Here is a 22,195-nt window from a genome sequence, read left to right as displayed (position 1 = left end):
AGAACAGCAGCATCGCAAAACCGTGTGAGCGGTGGACACCTCGGGTCGGAGGCCCGGGCACCGATGCTGTTCCACACCTCCACCTGATCAACAGGAGAAGCCGCACATGGCACGTCTAGCAGGCGTCGACATCCCGCGCGAGAAGCGCGTGGAGGTCTCACTCACCTACATCTACGGAATCGGCCGCACCCGGGCGCTCGAGACCCTGAAGGCAACCGGAATCTCCGGTGACGTCCGGGTCAAGGACCTCACCGACGACCAGCTCGTCGCCCTCCGCGACTACATCGAGGGCAACTACAAGGTGGAGGGTGACCTTCGCCGCGAGGTCGCCGCCGACATCCGCCGCAAGGTCGAGATCGGTTCGTACCAGGGCCTGCGCCACCGTCGCGGCCTGCCCGTGCGCGGCCAGCGCACCAAGACCAACGCGCGCACCCGCAAGGGACCGAAGCGCACCGTCGCCGGCAAGAAGAAGGCCCGCTAGGCCCTCAGCCAGCGCTTCGAGATCTCAGGAGTAGGAAAACATGGCAGCACCCAAGACGGCCGCTCGCAAGCCGCGCAAGAAGGAAAAGAAGAACATCGCAGTGGGCCAGGCCCACATCAAGTCGACGTTCAACAACACGATCGTCTCCATCACCGACACCAACGGCGCCGTGATCAGCTGGGCGTCCTCCGGTGGCGTCGGGTTCAAGGGCTCCCGCAAGTCCACGCCGTTCGCGGCCCAGCTGGCCGCCGAGTCGGCCGCCCGCCAGGCGCAGGAGCACGGCATGAAGAAGGTCGACGTCTTCGTCAAGGGACCGGGATCGGGCCGCGAGACCGCGATCCGTTCGCTTCAGGCCGCGGGTCTCGAGGTGGGCTCGATCAACGACGTGACACCGCAGGCGCACAACGGCTGCCGCCCGCCGAAGCGTCGCCGCGTCTGACAGTGACACTTGCCGCTCAAGCGGGCGGCGGCCGCTTCGCGGTCGCCGCCCGCGAGTGGATATAACTCAATACCTGAACAGAGCAAGCGTCATATAGCGGACGCTTAGCCGAAAGGAATCAATAGTGCTCATCGCACAGCGCCCCACGCTCACCGAAGAGAACATCTCGGAATTCCGCTCGCGGTTCGTGATCGAGCCGCTCGAGCCGGGCTTCGGGTACACGCTCGGGAACTCGCTCCGCCGCACGCTGCTGTCGTCCATTCCGGGCGCGGCGGTCACGAGCATCCGCATCGACGGCGTGCTGCACGAGTTCACCACCATCCCGGGCGTGAAGGAGGATGTCACCGAGATCATCCTCAACATCAAGGGACTGGTCGTCTCCAGCGAGCACGACGAGCCGATCACCGCCTACCTGCGCAAGACGGGCTCCGGTGAGGTCACCGCCGCGGACATCTCCGCACCGGCCGGCGTGGAGATCCACAACCCCGAGCTGGTCATCGCGACCCTGAACGAGAACGCCCGCTTCGAGGTCGAGCTGACCATCGAGCGCGGCCGCGGCTACGTCTCTGCACAGCAGAACCGCAACGAGTACAGCGAGGCCGGGCAGATCCCGATCGACTCGATCTACTCGCCCGTGCTCAAGGTCACGTACCGCGTGGAGGCCACGCGTGCCGGTGAGCGCACCGACTTCGACCGCCTCGTGGTCGACGTGGAGACCAAGCCGGCGATCAGCCCGCGGGATGCCATCGCCTCCGCCGGTCGCACGCTCACCGAGCTGTTCGGCCTGGCCCGCGAGCTCAACTCGCAGGCCGAGGGCATCGAGATCGGCCCCGCGCCGGTCGACGCGGTGCTCAGCTCCGAGCTCTCGATGCCGATCGAGGACCTCGAGCTCTCGGTGCGGTCGTACAACTGCCTCAAGCGTGAGGGCATCAACAACGTCAGCGAACTGGTCTCGCTCTCCGAGACGCAGCTCATGAACATCCGCAACTTCGGTCAGAAGTCGGTGGATGAGGTCAAGGACAAGCTGACGGAGATGGGCCTGTCGCTCAAGGACTCGGTCCCCGGGTTCGACGGCACCCACTTCTACAGCGCCGGCGACGACGAGTACCGCTGAGTCGTCGCACGCAGCTCATCCCCTTACTGACAACGGAGAAAGACAATGCCTAAGCCGACCAAGGGTCCCCGTCTCGGAGGCGGCCCTGCCCACGAGCGACTCCTGCTCGCGAACCTGGCCGCTGCGCTGTTCACGCACAAGCGCATCACGACGACCGAGACCAAGGCGAAGCGCCTTCGTCCGCTCGCCGAGCGCCTGATCACGTTCGCCAAGCGCGGCGACCTGCACGCTCGCCGTCGCGTGCTCGCGACCATCCACGACAAGGGTGTGGTCTACGAGCTCTTCGACGTGATCGCACCGCAGGTGGCCGACCGTGCTGGCGGCTACACCCGCATCACCAAGATCGGCAACCGCAAGGGCGACAACGCCCCCATGGCGGTCATCGAGCTCGTGCTCGAGCCGGTCACGCCGAAGCGCAAGGCTCCCGCCGCGCCGCCGTCGCCGGCCGCGAAGGTCGCCGCTGAGGAGGCCGAAGCCGCCGAGGCTGCTACGAACGACGAGGCCGCCGCCGAGGTCGAGGAGACCCCGGAGAGCGCACCGGCCGAGGAGCAGGCAGCTGAGGCCGAGGCTTCGGAGGAGGCTGCCGAGGCGGTCGAGGCCACCGGCACCGACGACGAGAGCGTCGACGCCGGCGAGGATGCCACGAAGTAGCGTCAGCGCATGACGCTGGAGCCCCCGGACATCCGATGGATGGCCGGGGGCTCCGCTCATTTCAGTCGGTACTCGAGCTCAGGACGTCCCGGCGTTCCGTGGCGAGGCGACCTGCGGACGAGGCCGCTGTCCGCCAGGTGCTCCAGGTATCGCCGTGCTGTGACGCGCGAGATGGCGAGAGTCGAAGAGACCTCGGCGGCCGAGAACGCGTGACCCTCGGTGCGCAGCAGGTCCGTCACCCGCTCGAGCGTGTCGGGCGACAGGCCCTTGGGCATCGAAAGAGGCGACGGGGCGCGCAGCGCCGCGAGTGCCCGATCGACCTCCGCCTGCGTCGTCTGAACGGATCCATGCGGCAGCGATTGCCTGAACTGCCGATAGTGCTCCAGCTTGTCCCGCAGCGCGGCGAAGGTGAAGGGCTTGATCAGGTACTGCACGACCCCTAGGGAGAGCGCGCCACGCACCATACCCAGTTCCCGCACGGCCGTGACCGCGATGATGTCAGCCGGGATTCCGAGGGCGCGAACCCGCCCCGCGACAATGAGGCCCGGCAGGTCGGGGAGGTTCATGTCGAGCAGCACCAGGTCGATGTCGCCGGCGCGAGCCGCGCGGAGCATCCGCATCGCCTCTTCACCGGTTCTGGCAACGCCGGCGAGCCGGAATCCCTCGACCCGCCGCACGTACTCCGCGTGCGCGGCGGCCGCGATCTCCTCGTCTTCGACGACCAGGACGCTAATCATCGGATGCCGCGGCCTTGCCTGATGCTGTCGCGTCGTCTTCGGACTCTGCCGATCCCGGGTGGGCCGTCGTAGCGGGCAGAGGCAGGGCGACGACGAAGACAGCGCCCGTCGCGCCCTTCAGATGCCGGATCGACCCGCCGCTGCGGCGAACGGCCTGAGCGACGAGAGCCAGGCCGTATCCGCGGTTGTGGCCGGACTGCTTGGTGGAGTATCCGCGCTCGAAGATGACGTCCTCGTGTTCGGGCGCTATGCCAGGACCGCTGTCGGAGACCCGGATCAGAAACGCCGGACCGACGCCGCCTTCGCTCCCCATCGACAGTTCGAGGGCGACCCAGGAGTCCGCCGAATCCGCGGCGGAGTCGATCGCGTTGTCGAGCAGGTTGCCGACGATGGTGACCAGATCGGCCTGGTTCAGGTTCGGTCGCATGCTCGCCGACTCGGTACTCACCCGAAGCTGCACTCCCCGTTCCTGGGCCTGGCTCGTCTTGCCCAGCACGAGTGCGGCCAGCACGGGTTCGTCGATCGCACCGACCACCTGATCGGCCAGCAGCTGATTGACCTGCAACTCCTCGGTCGCGAAGTCCAGGGCCTCGTCGGTGCGGTCGAGTTCGATCAGCGACACCATCGTGTGCAGCTTGTTGGAGAACTCGTGGGTCTGGGCGCGCAGTGAGTCGGCCAGTGTGCGCATCGTCTGCAGTTCACCGGTCAGCTGCTGAAGCTCCGTGTGATCGCGGATCGTGGTCACCGTTCCGAGCCTGGCTGGCAGGCGCGAACCACCGGGCGCTCTCGCCGGCTCCTGGTTGATGACGAGCACGCGGTCATCCGTCAGCTGCACCAGATCGTGGACGCGGCCGCCACCGGCGAGGATGTCGCGCAACGTCTCCGGTATCGGCATCTCGGCCACCGGCATCCTGGCCTGCCTGTCGTTCACATCCGGCATCGGCAGGTTGAGCAGCTGAGCGGCCGGCTGGTTGTAGAGGGTGACCGCGCCGTCGGCATCCACCAGGAGCAGCCCCTCCCGCACGGAGTAGAGCACCGCCTCGTAGTACGAGAACATGCGCTCGAGTTGCTCCGGACCCATGCTGTGCGTGACCCGATTCAGGTAACGATGCAGCAGCAGCGCCTCGAGGCCGCCGAGCAGGAGCAGCACGAGGGCTGAGCCGACGACGAACGGCAATTGCGCGTTCACCGTGGCGGCCACGCTACCCACGGTGACACCGGCCGAGACGAGCGCCACCACCTTGTGACCGGCGCCGAAGACCGGAAAGACCGAGCGAACCGACGGGCCCAGCGTGCCCGTGTAGGTCTCGGTCAGCGGATGGCCGCGCTGAGCCGGTCCGATGGTGCCGATGTACCTCTTGCCGATCTCTGCGGGATCCGGATGGGTGTAGCGGATACCGGCCTTGCTCATGATCGTGATGAAGTCGACGTCGGAGTCGCGCATCTGCCGCACGGCGTACGGCTCGAGCGTCGCCGAGGGGTCTGGCTTCTGCACGGCCGCCACGACGTAGGGGTCGTCGGCGATGGATGCCGCGACCGACTGCGTGCGCGCCCGGGCGGTCTGGTCGACGCGCTGGTTCGCATCCAGCCAGAGACCGATCAGGGCGACGCCGCTGAGCGCGAGCACGAAGACGGACTGCGCGGCGAAGAGCCTGGAGGCGACGCTACCTCGATGGATCAGCCGCTTGATCACACGTCATTCTCTCCCCTGACGGAACGCTGCGGCGCGAACAGTATGAACACAAGCATCGAGACGAAACTGGCCACGGCGAGTATGGGGCGATCCCGTCGGACGACCTGCGAGACGCAGGCTAGATCAAAGGAATCCCCAGATGGCAACGACGCCACTACGACAGAAGCGCTTGGACAAGACGCATCTCCTCTACCTGCTCGTGATCGTCGGCGTGGTCGCCGGCATCGCAGTCGGGCTCATCTTCCCTGGATTCGCGGTCGCCTTGCAGCCGATCGGAACCGGGTTCGTCAACCTGATCAAGATGATGATCACGCCGGTGATCTTCTGCACCATCGTGCTGGGCGTCGGATCCATCTCGAAAGCGGCAACGGTCGGCAAGATCGGCGGGCTCGCCCTCGGCTACTTCATCATCATGTCGACGTTCGCCCTGGGTATCGGACTCCTAGTTGGCAACCTGCTGAACCCGGGAAGCGGGCTCGATCTCTCGGGTGCGCACTACCAGGCGGCCTCGACGGGCGACTCGACGGCATCCGGCTTCATCCTCGGCATCATCCCGGTCTCCCTGTTCTCCGCGCTGACCAGTGGGAACGTGCTGCAGGCTCTGCTGATCGCCCTCATCACGGGGTTCGCGTTGCAGCGCATGGGTGGTGCTGGTCGGTCCGTCTTGAAGGTGATCGAGATCGCTCAGGTGCTGGTCTTCCGGATCCTCATGATGATCATGTGGGTGGCACCGCTCGGCGCATTCGGCGCGATCGCGGCGGTGGTGGGCGCCAGCGGCGGCAAAGCACTCGTGGGGATGGCGACCATGATGGGCGGCTTCTACATCACGTGCGTCGTGTTCATCGTGCTCGTGCTCGGGACAGTGCTGCGCCTGGCCAGCGGCATCAGCATCTTCAGCCTGATGAAGTACCTCGCGCGGGAGTACCTGATCATCTTCTCGACATCGTCGTCGGAGGCGGCGCTTCCCCGGCTGATCGCCAAGATGGAGCATTTGGGGGTCTCGAAGCCGGTCGTCGGCATCACCGTACCGACCGGCTACTCGTTCAATCTCGATGGCACCGCCATCTATCTCACGATGGCGTCGATCTTCGTCTCCAACGCCGTCGGGAAGCCGATGTCGATCGGCGAGCAGCTCGCGTTGCTGCTGTTCATGATGATCGCGTCGAAGGGCGCTGCCGGGGTCAGCGGAGCCGGTCTCGCCACACTCGCCGGGGGACTGCAGGTCTACCGTCCGCAGCTGCTCGACGGTGTCGGCCTCATCGTCGGGATCGATCGGTTCATGTCGGAGGCCCGTGCGCTGACGAACTTCACCGGCAACGCGGTCGCCACCGTGCTGGTGGGCACCTGGACCAGGGAGATCGACAAGAGCCGTGCGCACCGAGTGCTCCACGGCGAGCTGCCGTTCGATGAGCAGACCATGAGCGTTTCCACAGATGAGACGCCGGAACGCCAGCTCACCCCACCGGTAGCCAAGGAATAGACCGCAGCGCGCAGGGCCACGCGGGCTCGCTTTCGTAGACTTGCCCGCGTGCCCAGCTCACGGCCGAGGCTCCGTTTCCCGGTACGCGAGCAAGGGCACCGCGGTCAGCCGCGGTGCCCGCTTTGAAATTGAACAGAACCTCGTAGTATTTTCACTACGCAACATCCATATTCCAGATTGCGAAAGCATCCGGAATAGCGAGTCCCAGGAGTCAGTGTGGACGACATGATCGCGGAGGAGTCGCAGACTCCCGCTTCGACCCCGAAGCGCCTACCGCGCCCCCCGGCAGAGCACGCCCGGTCGTGGCTGCTCGTGCCCGGCACGAAGCCTGAGGACTTCGACACGGCGGCGAACGGATCGGCAGATGCGGTCATCCTCGACATCGAAGACGCGGTCGACCCCTCGCACAAGGAGGAAGCGCGTGAGGATGTCGCCCGCTGGCTGGTCGGCGGCGGTGAGGCGTGGGTGCGCGTCAACGATGTGACCACCCCCTACTGGGCCGACGATCTGCGCGCTCTGCGCGAGCTTCCCGGCCTGCAGGGAGTCATGCTCGCCAAGACGGAAGACCCGTCTCAGGTGACGAACACCTACCACGTGCTCGGGGCTCGCACCCGAGTGATCGCGCTCGTCGAGTCTGCGATCGGGATCGAATGCGCCCCCGACATCGCGCGCGCCGAGGGCGCCTTCCGGCTCGCGTTCGGTTCGGGCGACTTCCGCCGCGACACGGGCATGGCCGCCGACAACATGGCGATGGCCTACCCGCGCGCGAAGCTCGTCGTCGCCAGCCGGTGCGGCAAACTGCCAGGCCCGATCGACGGCCCGACGGTCGGAACGAGCCATCCTGTGCTGCGCGAGCAGTCGCAGGTCACCGTCAGCATGGGCATGACGGGCAAACTCTGCCTGACCAACGACCAGGTGCCGATCATCAACGAGGTCATCAGCCCCACGCCCACCGATGTCGCCTGGGCGAAGGAGTTCCTCGACGACTTCGAGGCCAGGGGACGCATCATCCGCGACGGCAGCGACCTGCCTCGCCTCGGTCGTGCCCGCAAGATCCTCGAACTGGCAGCGGCGTTCGGAGTCGCACCGCCTCCTCGCTGACGCCCATCCCATCGCCGCACGCCGACGGCTCGTCGGGCGCCTCAGCCGCGGCCGACGAACGGCATGCCGGATGCCGTGATCACCAGCGAGTTCACGGTCGCGGATGCCGGCACGTTCGCCATGAAGAGCACGGCGCGTGCCGCATCCTCGACCGGGAACGTCGGCTCGATGAGCAGCGATCCGTTGGGCTGCAGGGCACCGGCATCCTCCCCGAGGTCGTCCGTGAGGCGGGTGGCCGCGTTGCCGATGTCGATCTGGCCGCACGTGATGCCGAAGTCGCGGCCGTCTAGTTCGAGCGACTTGGTGAGCCCTGAGACGGCGTGCTTGGTCGCGGTGTAGGCGGCGGCGAGCGGCCGCGGAACGTGCGCGGAGATCGAGCCGTTGTTGATGATGCGGCCGCCCTGTGGACGCTGCCGTTTCATGATGCGCATCGCCGCCGCGCTGCACAGCATGACACCGGTCAGATTCACGGCGACGGCGGCGTTCCAGTCAGCGAGGTCGAGTTCGTCCACGTACGCGGCTGGAGGGAACATGCCGGCGTTGTTGAAGAGCACGTCGACGCGTCCCCAGGCGGCCTCCACCTGGCCGAACGCGTCGTCGACGGCGGCCGGGTCCGAGACGTCGGCCGGGACGACGAGGGCGCGCGGATGCCCGTCCGCCGTCGCCTCCAGAGTGTGCCTGTGCCGCCCGAGAAGCGCCACGCGGTAGCCGTCGTCGAGCATCGCGCGGGCGACGCCACGGCCGATGCCGGAGCCGGCACCCGTCACGACGGCGACGCGTTCATGGGGCGACCCCGTGGCGTCGGCATCGGCGCCGCCGGCGCCGCTCATGCGACGTTCAGCTCCGAGGCGATCTGCGCCGCGGCGGCCTTCAGGAGCGGAACGGCGCGCTCGCCGAAGTCCTCGTCGACGCGCGCGAGCGGACCGGAGACCGAGATGGCCGTCGGCGACGGTGCACCGGGAACGGTGATGGCGTAGCAGCGCACGCCGAGTTCCTGCTCCTCGTCGTCGATCGCGTAGCCGCGCTCGCGGATGGCGGCGAGCTCGGTGAGCAGGTCGTCGACGTTGCCGATGCTGTGGGCGGTGGGCGTGGGCATCCCGACCCGGGAGACGATGCCGCGCACCGTGTCTTCGGGTAGCTGGGCGAGCATCGCCTTGCCGACGCCGGTGTCGTGCGCGTGGGCTCGGCGGCCGACCTCGGTGAACATGCGCATCGAGTGCTGCGAGGGCACCTGGGCGATGTAGACGACCATGTCGCCGTCGAGCACGGCCATGTTCGCGCTCTCGCCGAGGTCGTTGACGAGCGAGGCCAGCTGCGGCCGGGCGAGCGAACCGAGAATGCGGTTGGCGCCCTCGCCGAGACGGATGAGACGGGGTCCGAGCGCGTAGCGGCGGTTCGGCACCTGGCGTGCGTATCCGAGGGAGACGAGCGTGCGGAGCAGACGGTGGATGGTGGGCAGCGGCAGGTCCGTCGACGCGGCGAGCTCGCTCAGCGTCACCTCGCCGCCGGCATCCGTGATGAGCTCGAGCAGTTCGAACACGCGCTCCACCGACTGCACTCGCGGCGGTGCCTTGGCCTGCGTATCGGTCACAGTTCCTCCTGATCGTGGTTCGATCATTCCATCATGCGAAAAGCCCCGCTTGTCGAACCGCGCTGCATTTCCTTACCCCTGTCCGAGTTTGCGGATGCTTCTCCAAGAGACCCGCAGACCGCGGAGCGGGAAGGGGCTGGTGCGGTTGGTTTGTAATTCCGGTACGTAGAGAATAATATCCATATTGCGAAAGTTGTTGAATATCCGTCAGGCAGAGGAGTACACGCCGTGTCCGTGACAGCGAAACGACAAAGCACCGTGGAGCGGGCGAACGAGATCCTGACCGATGAGGCGCTCGCGTTCGTCGACGCGCTGCACGCGAGGTTCGCCGGCCGCCGCGACGAGCTGATCGCGGCCAGGCGGGTGCGCCGCGAGCAGGTCGCCCGCACCGGCCGGCTGGACTTCCTCCCCGAGACCGCCGAGGTGCGCTCCGGCGACTGGCGCGTCGCGGACGCGCCGGAGGCCTTGCGCGACCGCCGGGTCGAGATCACGGGCCCCGCGACCCCGGCGAAGATGGCGATCAACGCCATGAACTCCGGTGCGAAGGTGTGGCTCGCCGACCTCGAAGACGCCAACACCCCGCACTGGTCCAACGTGATCGACTCGCAGGTGAACCTCAAGGATGCCGCGCGCGGCACCCTGCACTACAGCTCGCCGGAGGGCAAGACCTACGCGCTGCGCACCGATGCGCCGACCGCGGTCGTGATCGTGCGTCCGCGTGGCTGGCACATGGACGAGTCGAACCTGCAGTTCGACGGCCGGGATGCGGTCGGCGCGCTCGTCGACTTCGGACTGCACTTCTTCCACAACGCCGCGCACCTGGCGAAGTCCGGGCAGGGACCGTTCTATTACCTGCCGAAGACGGAGAGCCATCTCGAGGCGCGGCTCTGGAACGACGTGTACACGTTCGCGGAAGCCGAGCTGGGCATCCCGCACGGAACGGCGCGCGCCACTGTTCTGATCGAGACGATCCCGGCGGCGTTCGAGATGGAGGAGATCCTCTATGAGCTGCGGGAGCATGCATCCGGGCTCAACGCCGGCCGCTGGGACTACCTCTTCAGCATCATCAAGTACTTCCGCGACGCGGGGAGCGAGTTCATCCTTCCGGACCGCGCCGACGTCTCCATGACGGCACCGTTCATGCGCGCGTACACCGAACTGCTGGTGCGCACCTGCCACAAACGCGGCGCGTTCGCCATGGGAGGGATGGCGGCGTTCATCCCGAACCGGAAGGATCCTTTAGTCACGGATGCGGCGATCGCCAAGGTGCGCGACGACAAATTGCGCGAGGCGACGGACGGATTCGACGGCTCGTGGGTGGCGCACCCCGACCTCGTGCCGGTCTGCATGGACGTGTTCGACGCCGTGCTGGGCGACAAGCCGAACCAGCTGGACAAGCTGCGCGAAGACGTCAGCGTCACGGGGGATCAGCTGCTCGACGTGTCGTCCACGCCCGGCGACGTGACCGAGGCCGGACTGCGCCTCAACCTCTACGTGGCTGTCGCCTACACCGCGGTGTGGCTCTCCGGCAACGGCGCCGTCGCGATCCACAACCTCATGGAAGACGCCGCGACCGCAGAGATCTCGCGCTCGCAGGTGTGGCAGCAGGTGCACAACCGGGTGCGGTACAGCGACACCGGCAATGAGGCCACGCCGGAGCTCGTCGGACGTCTGCTGGACGAGGAGTCGGAGCGCCTGCGCAGCGAAGTGGACGCCTCGTCGTTCGAGCGGTACTACGTGCCGGCCCGCGAGCTGATCCGCAGGCTGACGACGGAGGACGACTACATCGACTTCCTGACGACGCCGGCCTACGAGATCGTGGCGTGACGACGGCTGGTTCCGCTGCCCCGACGGCTCGCGTCAGCCCGTGCGTACCGTCTACGTGACGGCCGACCGGTTCAGGCCGGATCTGCCGCCCCAGTCGGGAGCGGGGGCAGCGGATGCCGTCGCCGCTTTCGGCGCGGACCGCATCCGCAGCCGGGCATCTGAGTCATCTCGCCGCCTCATAGAATGACCGAGTGGCAGGGGAGGGCGCGACCGAGACCGATGTCGCACCGCTCCCCGCCACACGCATCCGGCTCGGGATCGCGTACGACGGCTCCGGGTTCAACGGCTGGAGCAGACAGCCGGGGCTGCGCACCGTGCAGAGCGTGCTCGAGGAGGCCCTGCACACTCTCTTCCGCCGCCACGAGCCGGCGCCCACGCTGACGGTCGCGGGGCGCACGGATGCCGGTGTGCACGCGCTCGGGCAGGTCGCCCACGTGGACCTCACCGTCGATCAGGTGGACGCCCTGCTGCGCCCGCGCAAGCCTCGCAACGCGGCCGACGACGCGGATGCCGCAGCCGCTCTGCGCAGGCGGCTCACGGGCATCCTCGGCGCCGCAGACGCCGACGTCGTGGTCGGTTCGGCCGAACTGGCCGAACCGGGGTTCGACGCCCGCTTCTCCGCACTCTGGCGGCGATACGAGTACCGCATCGCAGATGCCGCCACCCCGAAGAACCCGATGACCCGCTCCAGCACGCTGTGGTACCCGGCCGCGCTCGAGGCGGACCAGATGGATGCCGCCGCAGGCACCCTGCTCGGCCTCCACGACTTCGCCGCATACTGCAAGCCGCGTGAGGGGGCGACGACCATCCGTACACTGCAGGAGTTCTCCTGGCGCCGGGACGCGGACGGCGTGCTCGTCGCGCGCCTGCAGGCCGACGCGTTCTGCCACAGTATGGTGCGGGCTCTCGTCGGAGCGTGCGTCGCGGTGGGGGAGGGGAAGCTCGAGCGCGACGACCTCGTACTGCTGCGCGACGTCGGTGCGCGGACGAGCGCGTTCAAGGTGATGCCGGCGAAAGGACTCACTCTCATGGAGGTGGGGTATCCGCACGGCGCCGAGCTCGCGGCGCGTGCCGAGCAGACCCGTGCCCGCCGGGTGCTCTGATCGGGGCCGGCCCATCGGGTGATCCGGCGACGATTCGCGGGAATCCAAGGCGTCGGGTAAGCTTGACCGTTGGTGTCCGCCGACTGCGGCGCGGCATCCGTAGTTGAGCCCTCCACCAGTGGCGTTTCCGCTTCATCGAAACGGCAACTCCGCGCCGGAGCGGGATTCACGACCAACCCAACCACGACACAAGAAAGCAGCCACTACTGTGACGCGCACTTTCAGCCCGAAGGCATCCGAGATCCAGCGCGACTGGGTCGTCATCGACGCCACCGACGTGGTGCTCGGCCGCCTGGCCAGCCACACCGCCGCCATTCTGCGCGGCAAGAACAAGCCGACGTTCGCTCCGCACGTCGACACCGGTGACTTCGTCATCATCGTCAACGCCGACAAGGTCGCCCTGACCGGCCAGAAGGCGCTGCAGAAAAAGGCCTACCGCCACTCCGGCTACCCGGGCGGTCTGAAGGCCGTTTCGTACTCCGAGCTTCTCGAGAAGAACCCTGTTCGCGCCGTCGAGAAGGCCGTTCGCGGCATGCTGCCGAAGAACTCCATCGGCCGCGCCCAGCTGCGCAAGCTCAAGGTCTACACGGGCAGCGAGCACCCGCACGCGGCTCAGCAGCCGAAGCCGTACACCTTCGACCAGGTCGCCCAGTAAGCGCCGGCCTCACCAGAACTCTTCTCGACTTAGACAAGGACTGAATTCCATCGTGGCGAAGATCTCCGACCAGCTCGAGGCCCAGGACGTGCCGCAGAGCTTCACAACCGAAACGCCGGCTACCGAGGCGCCCGCCGCGCCCCGCCCGGTTCTCAACGTTCCCGGTGCGGCCGTCGGCCGTCGCAAGCAGGCCATTGCCCGCGTGCGCCTCGTTCCGGGCTCCGGCAACATCACGGTCAACGGCCGTGAGTTCGCCGACTACTTCCCGAACAAGCTGCACCAGCAGCTGATCACCGACCCGTTCAAGGTGCTCGATCTGCTCGGCAGCTACGACGTCATCGCTCGCATCACCGGCGGCGGCCCCTCCGGCCAGGCCGGCGCGCTGCGTCTCGGCATCGCCCGTGCGCTGAACGGGATCGACGTCGAGAACAACCGCCCGACGCTGAAGAAGGCCGGCTTCCTGAGCCGCGACGCGCGGGTCAAGGAGCGTAAGAAGGCCGGTCTCAAGAAGGCCCGCAAGGCTCCTCAGTACTCGAAGCGCTGATCCGGCCTCCCAGAAGGCCCGCAGCTGCTATGGCGCGTCTTTTCGGTACGGATGGCGTTCGCGGACTGGCGAACGCCGAGCTGACGGCGGACCTCGCCCTGGGCGTCGCCCAGGCGGCCGCCGTCGTGCTCGGGCAGGGACGCAGCGCGGAGGCCCGGCGTGCGCAGGGCAAGCGCCCGGTGGCAGTTGTCGCGCGCGACCCGCGCGTCTCGGGTGAGTTCCTTCTGGCGGCGGTGGCCGCCGGTCTGGCCAGCTCCGGCGTCGACGTTCTCGACGCCGGAGTCATCCCGACCCCGGCCGCGGCGTTCCTGATCGCCGACATCGGCGCCGACTTCGGTGTGATGATCTCCGCGTCGCACAACCCGGCGCCCGACAACGGGATCAAGATCTTCGCGCGCGGCGGCACCAAGCTGCCCGACGTCGTCGAGGACCGCATCGAGGCCGCACTCGGCAAGCCGAAGCTCACGCCGACCGGTGGCGAGGTTGGTCGCATCCGCCGGTTCGCGGATGCCGAAGACCGCTACGTGCTGCACCTGCTGGCCAGCCTGCCGCACCGGCTTGACGGCATCCACGTGCTGCTCGACTGCGCGAACGGCGCTGCCGCGGGCATCTCACCCGAGGCGTTCACGGATGCCGGTGCTCGCGTCACCGTGATCGGCGACGACCCGGACGGCATCAACATCAACGACGGGGTCGGTTCGACCCACATCGACAACCTGGCCGAGGCGGTCGTGGCGCACGGTGCCGACGTCGGCATCGCGCACGATGGCGATGCTGACCGGTGCCTCGCGGTCGACGCGAACGGAAACATCGTCGACGGCGACCAGATCATGGCGATCCTCGCCCTGAGCATGGCGGAGCGCGGCGTTCTCAAGCACAACACGCTCGTCACCACGGTGATGAGCAACCTCGGGCTGCGGCTGGCCATGGCCGAGCACGGCATCGACGTCGTGCAGACCAGTGTCGGCGACCGCTACGTGCTCGAGAAGATGAACGAGAACGACTTCTCGCTCGGCGGCGAGCAGTCGGGTCACGTCATCATGCGCGAGTTCGCCACGACGGGCGACGGCATCCTGACCGGATTGCACCTCGTGAGCGAGATGGCGCGCAAGGGCAAGAGCCTGCACGAGCTGGCGAGCTGCATGACCGTGTATCCGCAGATCCTGGTGAACGTGCGAGGCGTCGACCACCATCGCCTGCACGAGGACGACGTGATCGCCGCAGCGATCGCTGCGGCAGAAGCCGCGCTGGGCGAGACCGGGCGCGTCCTGCTGCGTCCCTCTGGAACCGAACCGATGGTGCGGGTCATGGTGGAGGCCGCGGATCAGGAGACCGCCGACCATCACGCTCGGACGCTCGCCGAGGTCGTGCGCGTGCAGCTCGCGCTGTAGCCCGCGCACGCGAGCGTGCTCTCGGGAGAACGAGCCGGCGCGGGCGCTACAGCTTGCGGAGCAGCACGGACGACACCGTGTGGTCGCTGTCTTTGCGCAGCACGAGCTTCGCCCGCGACCGCGTCGGACGGATGTTCTGCAGCAGGTTCGGCTCGTTGATCGCGTGCCAGATCGACAGCGCCTGCGCGCGAGCCTCCTCCTCGGTGAGGCTCGCGTAGCGGTGGAAGTACGACTGAGGGTCGGCGAATGCGCCGCGCTGCAGCTTGAGGAACCGCTCGACGTACCAGCGCTCGATGTCGGAGGCACGGGCATCCACGTACACGCTGAAGTCGAAGAGGTCGCTGACTGCCAGGCGGTTGCCCCCGCCTGCCGGCTGCAGCACGTTGAGGCCCTCGACGATGAGCACGTCCGGATGCCTGACCACCACCTGCGCGTCCGGCACGATGTCGTAGCTGAGGTGCGAGTAGAACGGCGCGCGCACCTCATCGACGCCGCTCTTCACCGCGGTGACGAAGCGCAGCAGCGCGCGACGGTCGTACGACTCCGGGAAGCCCTTGCGGCCCATCAGGCCGCGGCGTTCCAGCTCCGCGTTCGGCAGCAGGAATCCGTCGGTGGTGACCAGCTGAACGTTCGGGGTGGTGGGCCAGCGGCTGAGCAGTTCGCGCAGCAGTCGCGCGGTCGTCGACTTGCCGACGGCGACCGACCCGGCGACGCCGATCACGAACGGGGTGCGCTCGGTGCGCTCACCCAGGAAGTCACTCGTCGTGCGCTGCAACTGTTGCGTGCCGGTCGCGTACATGCTGAGCAGGCGACTCATCGGGAGGTAGACCTCTGCCACCTCGCGAATGTCGAGGGTGTCGCCCAACCCGCGGAGTTGGGCGATCTCCAGCTCGGAGAGCGGCTGAGGTGTGCTTCTGGCCAGTTCGGCCCAGGCGGAACGATCGAGTTCGACGAACGGGGTGATCCGCGCGGACTGCGTCGCGCCGTTCGGGGCCATGGGCATCAAGTGTAGTGAGCGAGGGGAGTGTCAGAGTCGCCCCGCTAGAATCGGTCCCCATGTGCGGAATCGTCGGATACGTCGGCAGCGACCGGTCCCTTGAGGTGCTGCTAGGCGGTCTGAAGCGGCTGGAGTACCGCGGCTACGACTCCGCGGGCGTCGCCGTCATCGACGCGGCGACCGGCCGGCTGGGCGTCGCCAAGCGCGCCGGCAAGCTGGGCGTGCTCGAAGACGAGCTGGGCAGGCATCCGATCGCCGACGGCGCCACCGGGATCGGCCACACCCGCTGGGCGACGCACGGCGGTCCGACCGACCGCAACGCGCATCCGCACCTCGGCGACGACGGCAAGCTGGCCGTCATCCACAACGGCATCATCGAGAACTTCGCGGCGCTCCGCGAGGAACTGGCCGCCGACGGCTTCACCTTCGCCAGCGAGACCGACACCGAGGTGGCCGCTGCGCTGCTCGGCCGTGAGTATCGCGAGACCGGCGATCTGGCCGAGGCGTTCCGGCGGGTCGTCTCGCGGCTCGACGGGGCCTTCACGCTTCTGGCCGTGCACGAGGACCAGCCCGGCGTCGTGGTGGGAGCGCGCCGCAACTCGCCTCTGGTCATCGGGCTCGGCGACGGCGAGAACTTCCTCGGGTCGGATGTCGCCGCCTTCGTCGAGCACACCCGTCGCGCGGTCGCCATCGGTCAGGACCAGATCGTGGTGATCACGCCGACCGACGTCACGGTCACCGACTTCGCCGGCGACACCGTCGAGGTCGAGCCGTTCGAGGTGGCGTGGGATGCCGCGGCCGCCGACAAGGGCGGCTGGCCGAGCTTCATGGCCAAGGAGATCGCGGAGGAGCCGGATGCCGTCGCCAACACCCTGCGCGGCCGCGTGCACGAAGGCCGCGCCGTCATCCCCGAGCTCGAGGACCTCGACGACCTGCTGACCGGCATCGAGCGCATCACGATCATCGCGTGCGGCACCGCGGCGTACGCGGGTCAGGTGGGCGCGTACGCGATCGAGAAGTGGGCGCGCATCCCGGTCGAGGTGGAGCTCAGCCACGAGTTCCGCTACCGCGACCCGGTGATCACGCCGTCGACGCTGGTCGTCTCGATCAGCCAGTCCGGCGAGACCATGGACACGCTCATGGCGGTGAAGTTCGCCCGCGAAGCCGGAGCCAAGACACTGTCGATCTGCAACACGCAGGGCGCGACGATCCCGCGCGAGTCGGACGGCGCCGTGTACACGCACGCCGGGCCCGAGGTCGCGGTGGCCTCCACGAAGGCGTTCGTCGCGCAGATCACCGCTCTGTACCTGTTCGGCTTGCACCTGGCACGGCTGCGCGGAACGCTGACGGATGCCGAACAGCACGCGAATCTGGACCAGCTGACCGCGATCCCCGGCAAGCTCGAGCGCGTGCTGGAGTCCAGCGACGCGATCGCCCAGCTGGCGCACTGGATGAGCGACACCCGCGCGGTGCTGTTCCTGGGCAGGCACGTCGGCTTCCCGATCGCGCTCGAGGGCGCGCTGAAGCTCAAGGAGCTCGCGTACATCCACGCCGAGGGCTTCGCGGCCGGCGAGCTCAAGCACGGCCCGATCGCGCTCATCGAGCCCGGCCAGCCGGTCTTCGTCGTCGTGCCCAGCCCGCGCGGAAGCGACGAGATGCACAAGAAGGTGGTCTCGAACATCCAGGAGATCCGCGCCCGCGGCGCTCGGGTGCTGGCGATCGCCGAGGAGGGCGACGCCTCCGTGCTGCCGTTCGCCGACGAGGTCGTGCGCATCCCGCTGGCCGCGCCGCTGTTCGAACCGCTGCTCGCGGTCATCCCGCTGCAGATCTTCGCCATGGAGCTCGCGACCGCCAAGGGCCTCGACGTCGACCAGCCGCGCAACCTGGCCAAGTCGGTCACGGTGGAGTAGCGGATGCGACACCGCGGCGCGCGTGCGGCCCGTTCCGCTGCGGACGCCTGCGTCCCCTGCAGCGGACGCGATCGTGCGAACCGCACCACGGCGCGAGGGCGCCGCTCGTGATCGCCGGCATCGGTGTCGACATCGTCGACCTGGAGCGCTTCGACCGCGCCATCGCACGCACCCCGAAGCTGCTCACTCGCCTGTTCGCCCAGAGCGAACAGGGACTGCCGATCCATTCGCTCGCGGCCCGGTTCGCGGCGAAGGAGGCAGTGGTCAAGGCGCTCGGGCGGGCCGACGTGGTCGTGGCATCCGATGTGGAGGTGGTGCCGGACGAGCACGGCAACCCCGGGCTTGTGCTGCACGGCGCTGTGGCCGAGGAGGCGGCGGCGCGCGGGATCACCCGATGGCACCTCACGATGACGCACGACGCGGGCGTTGCCTGCGCGTTCGTGGTCGCCGAGACCGACGACGCGGCCGGCGGGGGCTCACGATGAGCGAGCTCTCGCCGTTGCGGGAGGCCGTGGTCGACCTCGGCGCGATCCGTGGCAACGTCGAGACGCTGCGGCGGGCCATCGGCACCGAGCACCTCATCGCCGTCGTCAAGGCGAACGGCTACGGGCACGGGGCGGTGCCGGTCGCCCGCGCCGCCCTGGCCGGGGGAGCGGACCGGCTCGGCGTCGCCGATCTCGCCGAGGCCATCGAACTGCGCGAGGCCGGAATCACGGCGCCCGTGCTCGCCTGGCTGCACGACTCGGATCCCGACTTCGACGCGGCGATCGCCGCCGGCATCGAGGTGGGGGTTTCGACCCTCGCCCAGCTCGACGCGCTCACCGCCGCCGCGAAGCGAGCCGGCGGCACTGCCGTGGCGCACCTCAAGCTAGACACGGGTCTCAGCCGCAACGGCGTCGCCCCGGATGCCTGGCCCGAGGTCGTTCGCGCCGCGCGCGTCGCAGAGACGGCCGGCCTGCTGCGTGTGGCCGGCGTCTTCAGCCACCTCTCCGGCACAGACGCAGAATCGGATGCCGCCCAGGCCGACGCGTTCGACCGCGGGCTCGCCGAGGCAGCCCGCGCCGGCCTGAACCCGGAGCTCGTGCACCTGGCGGCCAGCGGCGCGGCGCTCACCCTGCCGCGCTGCCGATACAACACGGCGCGGGTCGGCATCGCGATCTACGGTGTCTCCCCGTTCCCGGACCGGGATCCGGGCGAGTTCGGCTTGCGCCCCGCGATGACGCTGCGCTCCCGCGTGGTCGCGGTGCGGCGCATCAAGGCGGGGCAGGGCGTGTCGTACGGGCACACGTACCGGGCGCCCCGCGACACGACGCTCGCGCTCGTTCCTGTCGGGTACGCGGACGGCGTGCCGCGGCAGGCATCCGGGCGCGCGGAGGTCTCGATCGGCGGGCGGCGGCATCCGATCGCCGGCCGCGTGGCGATGGACCAGATCGTGATCGCCGTGGGCGACGAGCCGGTGCAGGTCGGCGACGAGGTCGTGCTGTTCGGAGATCCGGCGACGGGTGCACCTTCGGCCGAGGACTGGGCGCGCGCCGCCGACACCATCGGATACGAGATCGTGACGAGGCTGGGCAGGCGGGTGACGAGACGCTATGTCTGACGCAGGCCGGGGTCGGATGCCTCTGGCCGGCTCGCGCACGGTGCCCACGTCCGACGCGATGGAGGCGTTCGGCCACGAGCTCGGGCGCCTGCTGCAGGCGGGCGACCTCGTCGTGCTGTCCGGTCCGCTCGGCGCGGGCAAGACCACTCTCACGCGTGGCATCGGCGAGGCGATGAACGTACGCGGCCCGGTGACGAGCCCGACCTTCGTGCTGGCGCGTACGCATCCGTCGCTGAACGGCGGAACGCCGCTCGTGCACGTGGATGCCTACCGGCTCGGCTCCGCGCTGGAGCTCGACGACCTCGACATCGACTTCGCCCGCTCGGTCGTCGTCGTGGAGTGGGGAAGCGGCATGCTCGACGGCGTCGCCGATTCGTGGCTCGACGTCGCGATCGACCGCCCGACCGGTGCGGGAGAGGCGTCGGCGTCCTACGCGGGCCTGGACGAGGACGCCCCAGAGGAGCCGCGCACCGTGACGGTCACGCCGCACGGTCCCCGCTGGGCCTGACCTGACCCGTGGCGACCCTCCCGAAAATGACCTGTTGCAAAATACGCAAAATACGCATTTTGCACCATGGCGTCCGAGCCGACACGGCGTCGGCCGGAGGGAGCGCGCGCTGCTTGACTACGCTGGAACGATGCTCCTCGCGATCGACACCTCGGCCGGCACATCCGTCGCCGTGGTGGACCGGGAGGGCGGCGTGCTCAGCGAGTTGAGCGTCGCGGACACGATGCGGCACGCCGAGGTGATCGGCGGGATGATCCGGGACGCGCTGGCGCAGGCATCCGTCGTCCCCGCCGAGCTGTCCGGAGTCGCCGCGGGCATGGGCCCAGGGCCGTTCACCGGCCTGCGCGTCGGCATTGCGGCGGCGAAGGCGTTCGCGCTCGGCATCGGCAAGCCCGTCGTGCCGATCGTGAGCCACGACGCCGTCGCACTCGAGCGATACGCCTGGGGACACACGGGCCCGCTGCTGGTGGTGACGGATGCCCGCAGGCGCGAGCTGTACTGGAGCACGTACGGCGGCGTCGACGAGCTGGGCATCCCGTTGCGCACCGGCGGGCCGGGGCTGTCCAAGCCCGACGAGCTCGAACGCGTCGCCCTGCACGGCGCGGACGTGCCGAGATACGACGCGGCATCCGTCTCGGCCGGGCAGCTCGGCATGCTCGCGGAATGGCTGTACGCGGCGAGGCGTCCATTCGCTGAAGATCGTCCGCTCTACCTGCGCTCGCCCGACGTCACGCCCTCGAGTGGTCCGAAGCGGGTGACGGCATGAGCGCGGTGCAGGCCGACGCCGTCGCCGGTCTCCGGCTGGCCACCGCGGACGATCTCGAGGCGATCATGGCGCTCGAGACCTCGATCTTCGTCACGGATGCCTGGTCGCCCGCCCTCATGCGCGCCGAGCTGACCGCGCCGCACTCCTGCTACCTCGTGGTGGAGCGCGATGGGGACGTGGTGGCGTATTCCGGCCTGCGGGCGGTCCCCGGTTCCGGGGATGCCGACATCCAGACGATCGCGGTCGCCCCGGCTGCGAGGCGGTTGGGCCTGGGCCGCGCGCTCATGGTCGCCATGATCGGCGAGGCATCACGCCGCGGCGCCCGCGAGGTGTTCCTCGAGGTGCGGGCGGACAACCCGAACGCCCAGCGGCTCTACGATTCGCTGGGCTTCGTGTCGCTCGCGGTGCGCCCGCACTACTACCAGCCCGACGACGTCGACGCGATCGTGATGCGCCTCACGCTCGGGGAGGTCGCTGCGTGATCGACGAACCACTGGTGATCGGCATCGAGACGTCGTGCGACGAGACCGGCGTCGGCATCGTGCACGGCACCCGGCTGCTCGCCAACGTGATCGCCTCCAGCATGGAGGAGCACGCCCGCTACGGCGGAGTCGTGCCGGAGGTCGCCGCGCGTGCGCACCTCGAAGCGCTGGAGCCGGCCATCACGGAGGCGGTCGAGCGTGCGGGCATCCGTCTGGACGAGGTCGACGCCGTCGCCGTCACCAGCGGGCCAGGGCTCGCCGGCGCACTCATGGTCGGCGTCGGGGCGGCCAAGGCGCTCGCCGTCGCGCTCGGCAAGCCGTTGTACGGCGTGAACCACCTCGTCGGTCACGTCGGTGCCGACCTGCTCGACGCCGACGGAGGTCCGGGCCGTGAGCTGGAGCTGCCGACGATCGCGCTGCTCGTCTCCGGCGGCCACACCTCGCTGCTGCACGTGCGCAGCCTCACCGACGATGTCGAACTGCTCGGTGAGACCATCGACGACGCGGCCGGTGAGGCGTTCGACAAGGTCGCGCGCGTGCTCGGGCTGCCGTACCCCGGGGGGCCGCAGATCGACCGAGTCGCCGCGCACGGGCATCCGGATGCCATCCGCTTTCCGCGCGGACTCTCGCTGCCCAAAGACCTGGCGAAGCACCGCTACGACTTCTCGTTCTCGGGGCTGAAGACCGCCGTGGCACGTTGGGTGGAGCGGCGAGAGGATGCCGGCGAGCCCGTTCCCGTCGCCGACGTCGCCGCGAGCTTCCGCGAGGCCGTCGCCGACGTACTGCTGCGCAAGGCGATCGCCGCGTGCATCGACCGCGAGGTGCCGCGGCTGCTGTTCGGCGGCGGAGTGGTCGCCAACGCGCGCGTGCGACAGCTGGCGCAGGAACGAGCGGATGCCGCGGGCATCCGGCTGCGCATCCCCGCCTTGTCTCTGTGCACCGACAACGGCGCGATGATCGCGGCGCTCGCCGCGCAGCGCATCATGGCTGGGCACGCTCCGAGCGGACTCGACTTCGGTGCGGACTCGACCCTGCCTGTGACCGACGTGCAGGTCTGAGAACATCCACAGGATGGTCCGGCGCGCATGGGGACAGGTACCCATCGCGGTGCTTCGCGACGGCGAA

23 protein-coding genes are annotated in these 22,195 nt (G+C 68.8%); 18 read left to right on the top strand and 5 right to left on the bottom strand.

The window, feature by feature from the left end; all coding sequences use genetic code 11:
• Nucleotides 1-106 precede the first annotated feature (106 nt).
• The 4 genes from rpsM (at nucleotide 107) to rplQ (ending at nucleotide 2,685) form a co-directional block, all read left to right on the top strand.
• Nucleotides 107-481, top strand: a complete 375-nt coding sequence (gene rpsM, locus ACYVII_RS15795) for a 30S ribosomal protein S13 (protein ID WP_440293700.1) — start codon at nucleotides 107-109, stop codon at nucleotides 479-481.
• A 40-nt stretch (nucleotides 482-521) separates the two neighbouring features.
• Nucleotides 522-920 (top strand): 30S ribosomal protein S11, encoded by a 399-nt coding sequence (rpsK, locus tag ACYVII_RS15790; RefSeq protein ID WP_170024924.1) that lies wholly within the window; start codon nucleotides 522-524, stop codon nucleotides 918-920.
• A 124-nt stretch (nucleotides 921-1,044) separates the two neighbouring features.
• Nucleotides 1,045-2,034, top strand: a complete 990-nt coding sequence (locus ACYVII_RS15785; protein ID WP_440293699.1) for a DNA-directed RNA polymerase subunit alpha — start codon at nucleotides 1,045-1,047, stop codon at nucleotides 2,032-2,034.
• A 45-nt stretch (nucleotides 2,035-2,079) separates the two neighbouring features.
• On the top strand, nucleotides 2,080-2,685 hold the full coding sequence (gene rplQ, locus ACYVII_RS15780; protein ID WP_460536809.1) for a bL17 family ribosomal protein: 606 nt from the start codon (nucleotides 2,080-2,082) through the stop codon (nucleotides 2,683-2,685).
• A gap of 56 nt (nucleotides 2,686-2,741) precedes the next feature.
• Here rplQ and ACYVII_RS15775 read toward each other — a convergent pair whose 3' ends face one another.
• A complete protein-coding gene (locus ACYVII_RS15775; protein ID WP_460536807.1) occupies nucleotides 2,742-3,422 on the bottom strand; it encodes a response regulator in 681 nt (226 codons plus the stop codon).
• Nucleotides 3,415-5,115: a sensor histidine kinase gene (locus ACYVII_RS15770; protein WP_460536804.1), complete on the bottom strand. Its 1,701-nt coding sequence runs from the start codon at nucleotides 5,113-5,115 to the stop codon at nucleotides 3,415-3,417. The genes ACYVII_RS15775 and ACYVII_RS15770 overlap by 8 nt, the downstream gene beginning before the upstream one ends.
• 139 nt (nucleotides 5,116-5,254) lie before the next feature.
• Between ACYVII_RS15770 and ACYVII_RS15765 the strand changes: the two genes are divergently transcribed.
• Both ACYVII_RS15765 and ACYVII_RS15760 read left to right on the top strand, forming a co-directional pair.
• A complete protein-coding gene (locus tag ACYVII_RS15765) occupies nucleotides 5,255-6,595 on the top strand; it encodes a cation:dicarboxylase symporter family transporter (protein WP_460536802.1) in 1,341 nt (446 codons plus the stop codon).
• Nucleotides 6,596-6,820: 225 nt separating this feature from the next.
• Nucleotides 6,821-7,696, top strand: a complete 876-nt coding sequence (locus ACYVII_RS15760; protein ID WP_460536928.1) for an HpcH/HpaI aldolase/citrate lyase family protein — start codon at nucleotides 6,821-6,823, stop codon at nucleotides 7,694-7,696.
• Between the two features lie 41 nt (nucleotides 7,697-7,737).
• Here ACYVII_RS15760 and ACYVII_RS15755 read toward each other — a convergent pair whose 3' ends face one another.
• The gene (locus ACYVII_RS15755) at nucleotides 7,738-8,526 is read right to left on the bottom strand and encodes an SDR family oxidoreductase (protein WP_460536800.1); all 789 of its coding nucleotides are present in this window, start codon (nucleotides 8,524-8,526) and stop codon (nucleotides 7,738-7,740) included.
• Nucleotides 8,523-9,287, bottom strand: coding sequence for an IclR family transcriptional regulator (locus ACYVII_RS15750; protein WP_460536798.1), 765 nt, complete (start codon nucleotides 9,285-9,287; stop codon nucleotides 8,523-8,525). The genes ACYVII_RS15755 and ACYVII_RS15750 overlap by 4 nt, the downstream gene beginning before the upstream one ends.
• Before the next feature lie 228 nt (nucleotides 9,288-9,515).
• On the opposite strand from ACYVII_RS15750, the gene aceB reads away from it, so the two are divergent.
• The 5 genes from aceB to glmM all read left to right on the top strand — a co-directional run bounded on the left by aceB (nucleotide 9,516) and on the right by glmM (nucleotide 14,807).
• Complete coding sequence (gene aceB / locus ACYVII_RS15745; RefSeq protein ID WP_460536796.1) at nucleotides 9,516-11,114, top strand: malate synthase A; 1,599 nt, start codon at nucleotides 9,516-9,518, stop codon at nucleotides 11,112-11,114.
• Between the two features lie 191 nt (nucleotides 11,115-11,305).
• The gene (gene truA, locus ACYVII_RS15740) at nucleotides 11,306-12,217 is read left to right on the top strand and encodes a tRNA pseudouridine synthase A (RefSeq protein WP_460536794.1); all 912 of its coding nucleotides are present in this window, start codon (nucleotides 11,306-11,308) and stop codon (nucleotides 12,215-12,217) included.
• A gap of 208 nt (nucleotides 12,218-12,425) precedes the next feature.
• Complete coding sequence (rplM, locus tag ACYVII_RS15735; protein WP_460536792.1) at nucleotides 12,426-12,872, top strand: large ribosomal subunit protein uL13; 447 nt, start codon at nucleotides 12,426-12,428, stop codon at nucleotides 12,870-12,872.
• 52 nt (nucleotides 12,873-12,924) lie between these two features.
• On the top strand, nucleotides 12,925-13,416 hold the full coding sequence (rpsI, locus tag ACYVII_RS15730) for a 30S ribosomal protein S9 (RefSeq protein ID WP_440292534.1): 492 nt from the start codon (nucleotides 12,925-12,927) through the stop codon (nucleotides 13,414-13,416).
• A 29-nt stretch (nucleotides 13,417-13,445) separates the two neighbouring features.
• The gene (gene glmM / locus ACYVII_RS15725) at nucleotides 13,446-14,807 is read left to right on the top strand and encodes a phosphoglucosamine mutase (RefSeq protein ID WP_460536790.1); all 1,362 of its coding nucleotides are present in this window, start codon (nucleotides 13,446-13,448) and stop codon (nucleotides 14,805-14,807) included.
• 46 nt (nucleotides 14,808-14,853) lie between these two features.
• Here glmM and coaA read toward each other — a convergent pair whose 3' ends face one another.
• Entirely contained in the window at nucleotides 14,854-15,804 is a 951-nt protein-coding gene (gene coaA / locus ACYVII_RS15720; protein WP_460536788.1) for a type I pantothenate kinase, read from the bottom strand.
• Between the two features lie 59 nt (nucleotides 15,805-15,863).
• Between coaA and glmS the strand changes: the two genes are divergently transcribed.
• The 7 genes from glmS (at nucleotide 15,864) to tsaD (ending at nucleotide 22,128) form a co-directional block, all read left to right on the top strand.
• Entirely contained in the window at nucleotides 15,864-17,714 is a 1,851-nt protein-coding gene (gene glmS, locus ACYVII_RS15715) for a glutamine--fructose-6-phosphate transaminase (isomerizing) (RefSeq protein WP_460536786.1), read from the top strand.
• Nucleotides 17,715-17,821: 107 nt separating this feature from the next.
• The gene (locus ACYVII_RS15710) at nucleotides 17,822-18,199 is read left to right on the top strand and encodes a holo-ACP synthase (RefSeq protein ID WP_460536784.1); all 378 of its coding nucleotides are present in this window, start codon (nucleotides 17,822-17,824) and stop codon (nucleotides 18,197-18,199) included.
• On the top strand, nucleotides 18,196-19,314 hold the full coding sequence (gene alr, locus ACYVII_RS15705) for an alanine racemase (protein ID WP_460536782.1): 1,119 nt from the start codon (nucleotides 18,196-18,198) through the stop codon (nucleotides 19,312-19,314). The genes ACYVII_RS15710 and alr overlap by 4 nt, the downstream gene beginning before the upstream one ends.
• Entirely contained in the window at nucleotides 19,307-19,822 is a 516-nt protein-coding gene (gene tsaE, locus ACYVII_RS15700; RefSeq protein WP_460536780.1) for a tRNA (adenosine(37)-N6)-threonylcarbamoyltransferase complex ATPase subunit type 1 TsaE, read from the top strand. The genes alr and tsaE overlap by 8 nt, the downstream gene beginning before the upstream one ends.
• A 130-nt stretch (nucleotides 19,823-19,952) precedes the next feature.
• Nucleotides 19,953-20,588 (top strand): tRNA (adenosine(37)-N6)-threonylcarbamoyltransferase complex dimerization subunit type 1 TsaB, encoded by a 636-nt coding sequence (gene tsaB / locus ACYVII_RS15695; RefSeq protein ID WP_460536778.1) that lies wholly within the window; start codon nucleotides 19,953-19,955, stop codon nucleotides 20,586-20,588.
• Nucleotides 20,585-21,070, top strand: coding sequence for a GNAT family protein (rimI, locus tag ACYVII_RS15690; protein ID WP_460536776.1), 486 nt, complete (start codon nucleotides 20,585-20,587; stop codon nucleotides 21,068-21,070). The genes tsaB and rimI overlap by 4 nt, the downstream gene beginning before the upstream one ends.
• On the top strand, nucleotides 21,067-22,128 hold the full coding sequence (gene tsaD, locus ACYVII_RS15685) for a tRNA (adenosine(37)-N6)-threonylcarbamoyltransferase complex transferase subunit TsaD (RefSeq protein WP_460536774.1): 1,062 nt from the start codon (nucleotides 21,067-21,069) through the stop codon (nucleotides 22,126-22,128). The genes rimI and tsaD overlap by 4 nt, the downstream gene beginning before the upstream one ends.
• Nucleotides 22,129-22,195: the final 67 nt, after the last annotated feature.

This window comes from Humibacter ginsengiterrae (genome assembly GCF_054780115.1).
The sequence above is the reverse complement of the archived record's forward strand: the minus strand, read 5'-3'. Positions and strand labels throughout refer to the sequence as shown.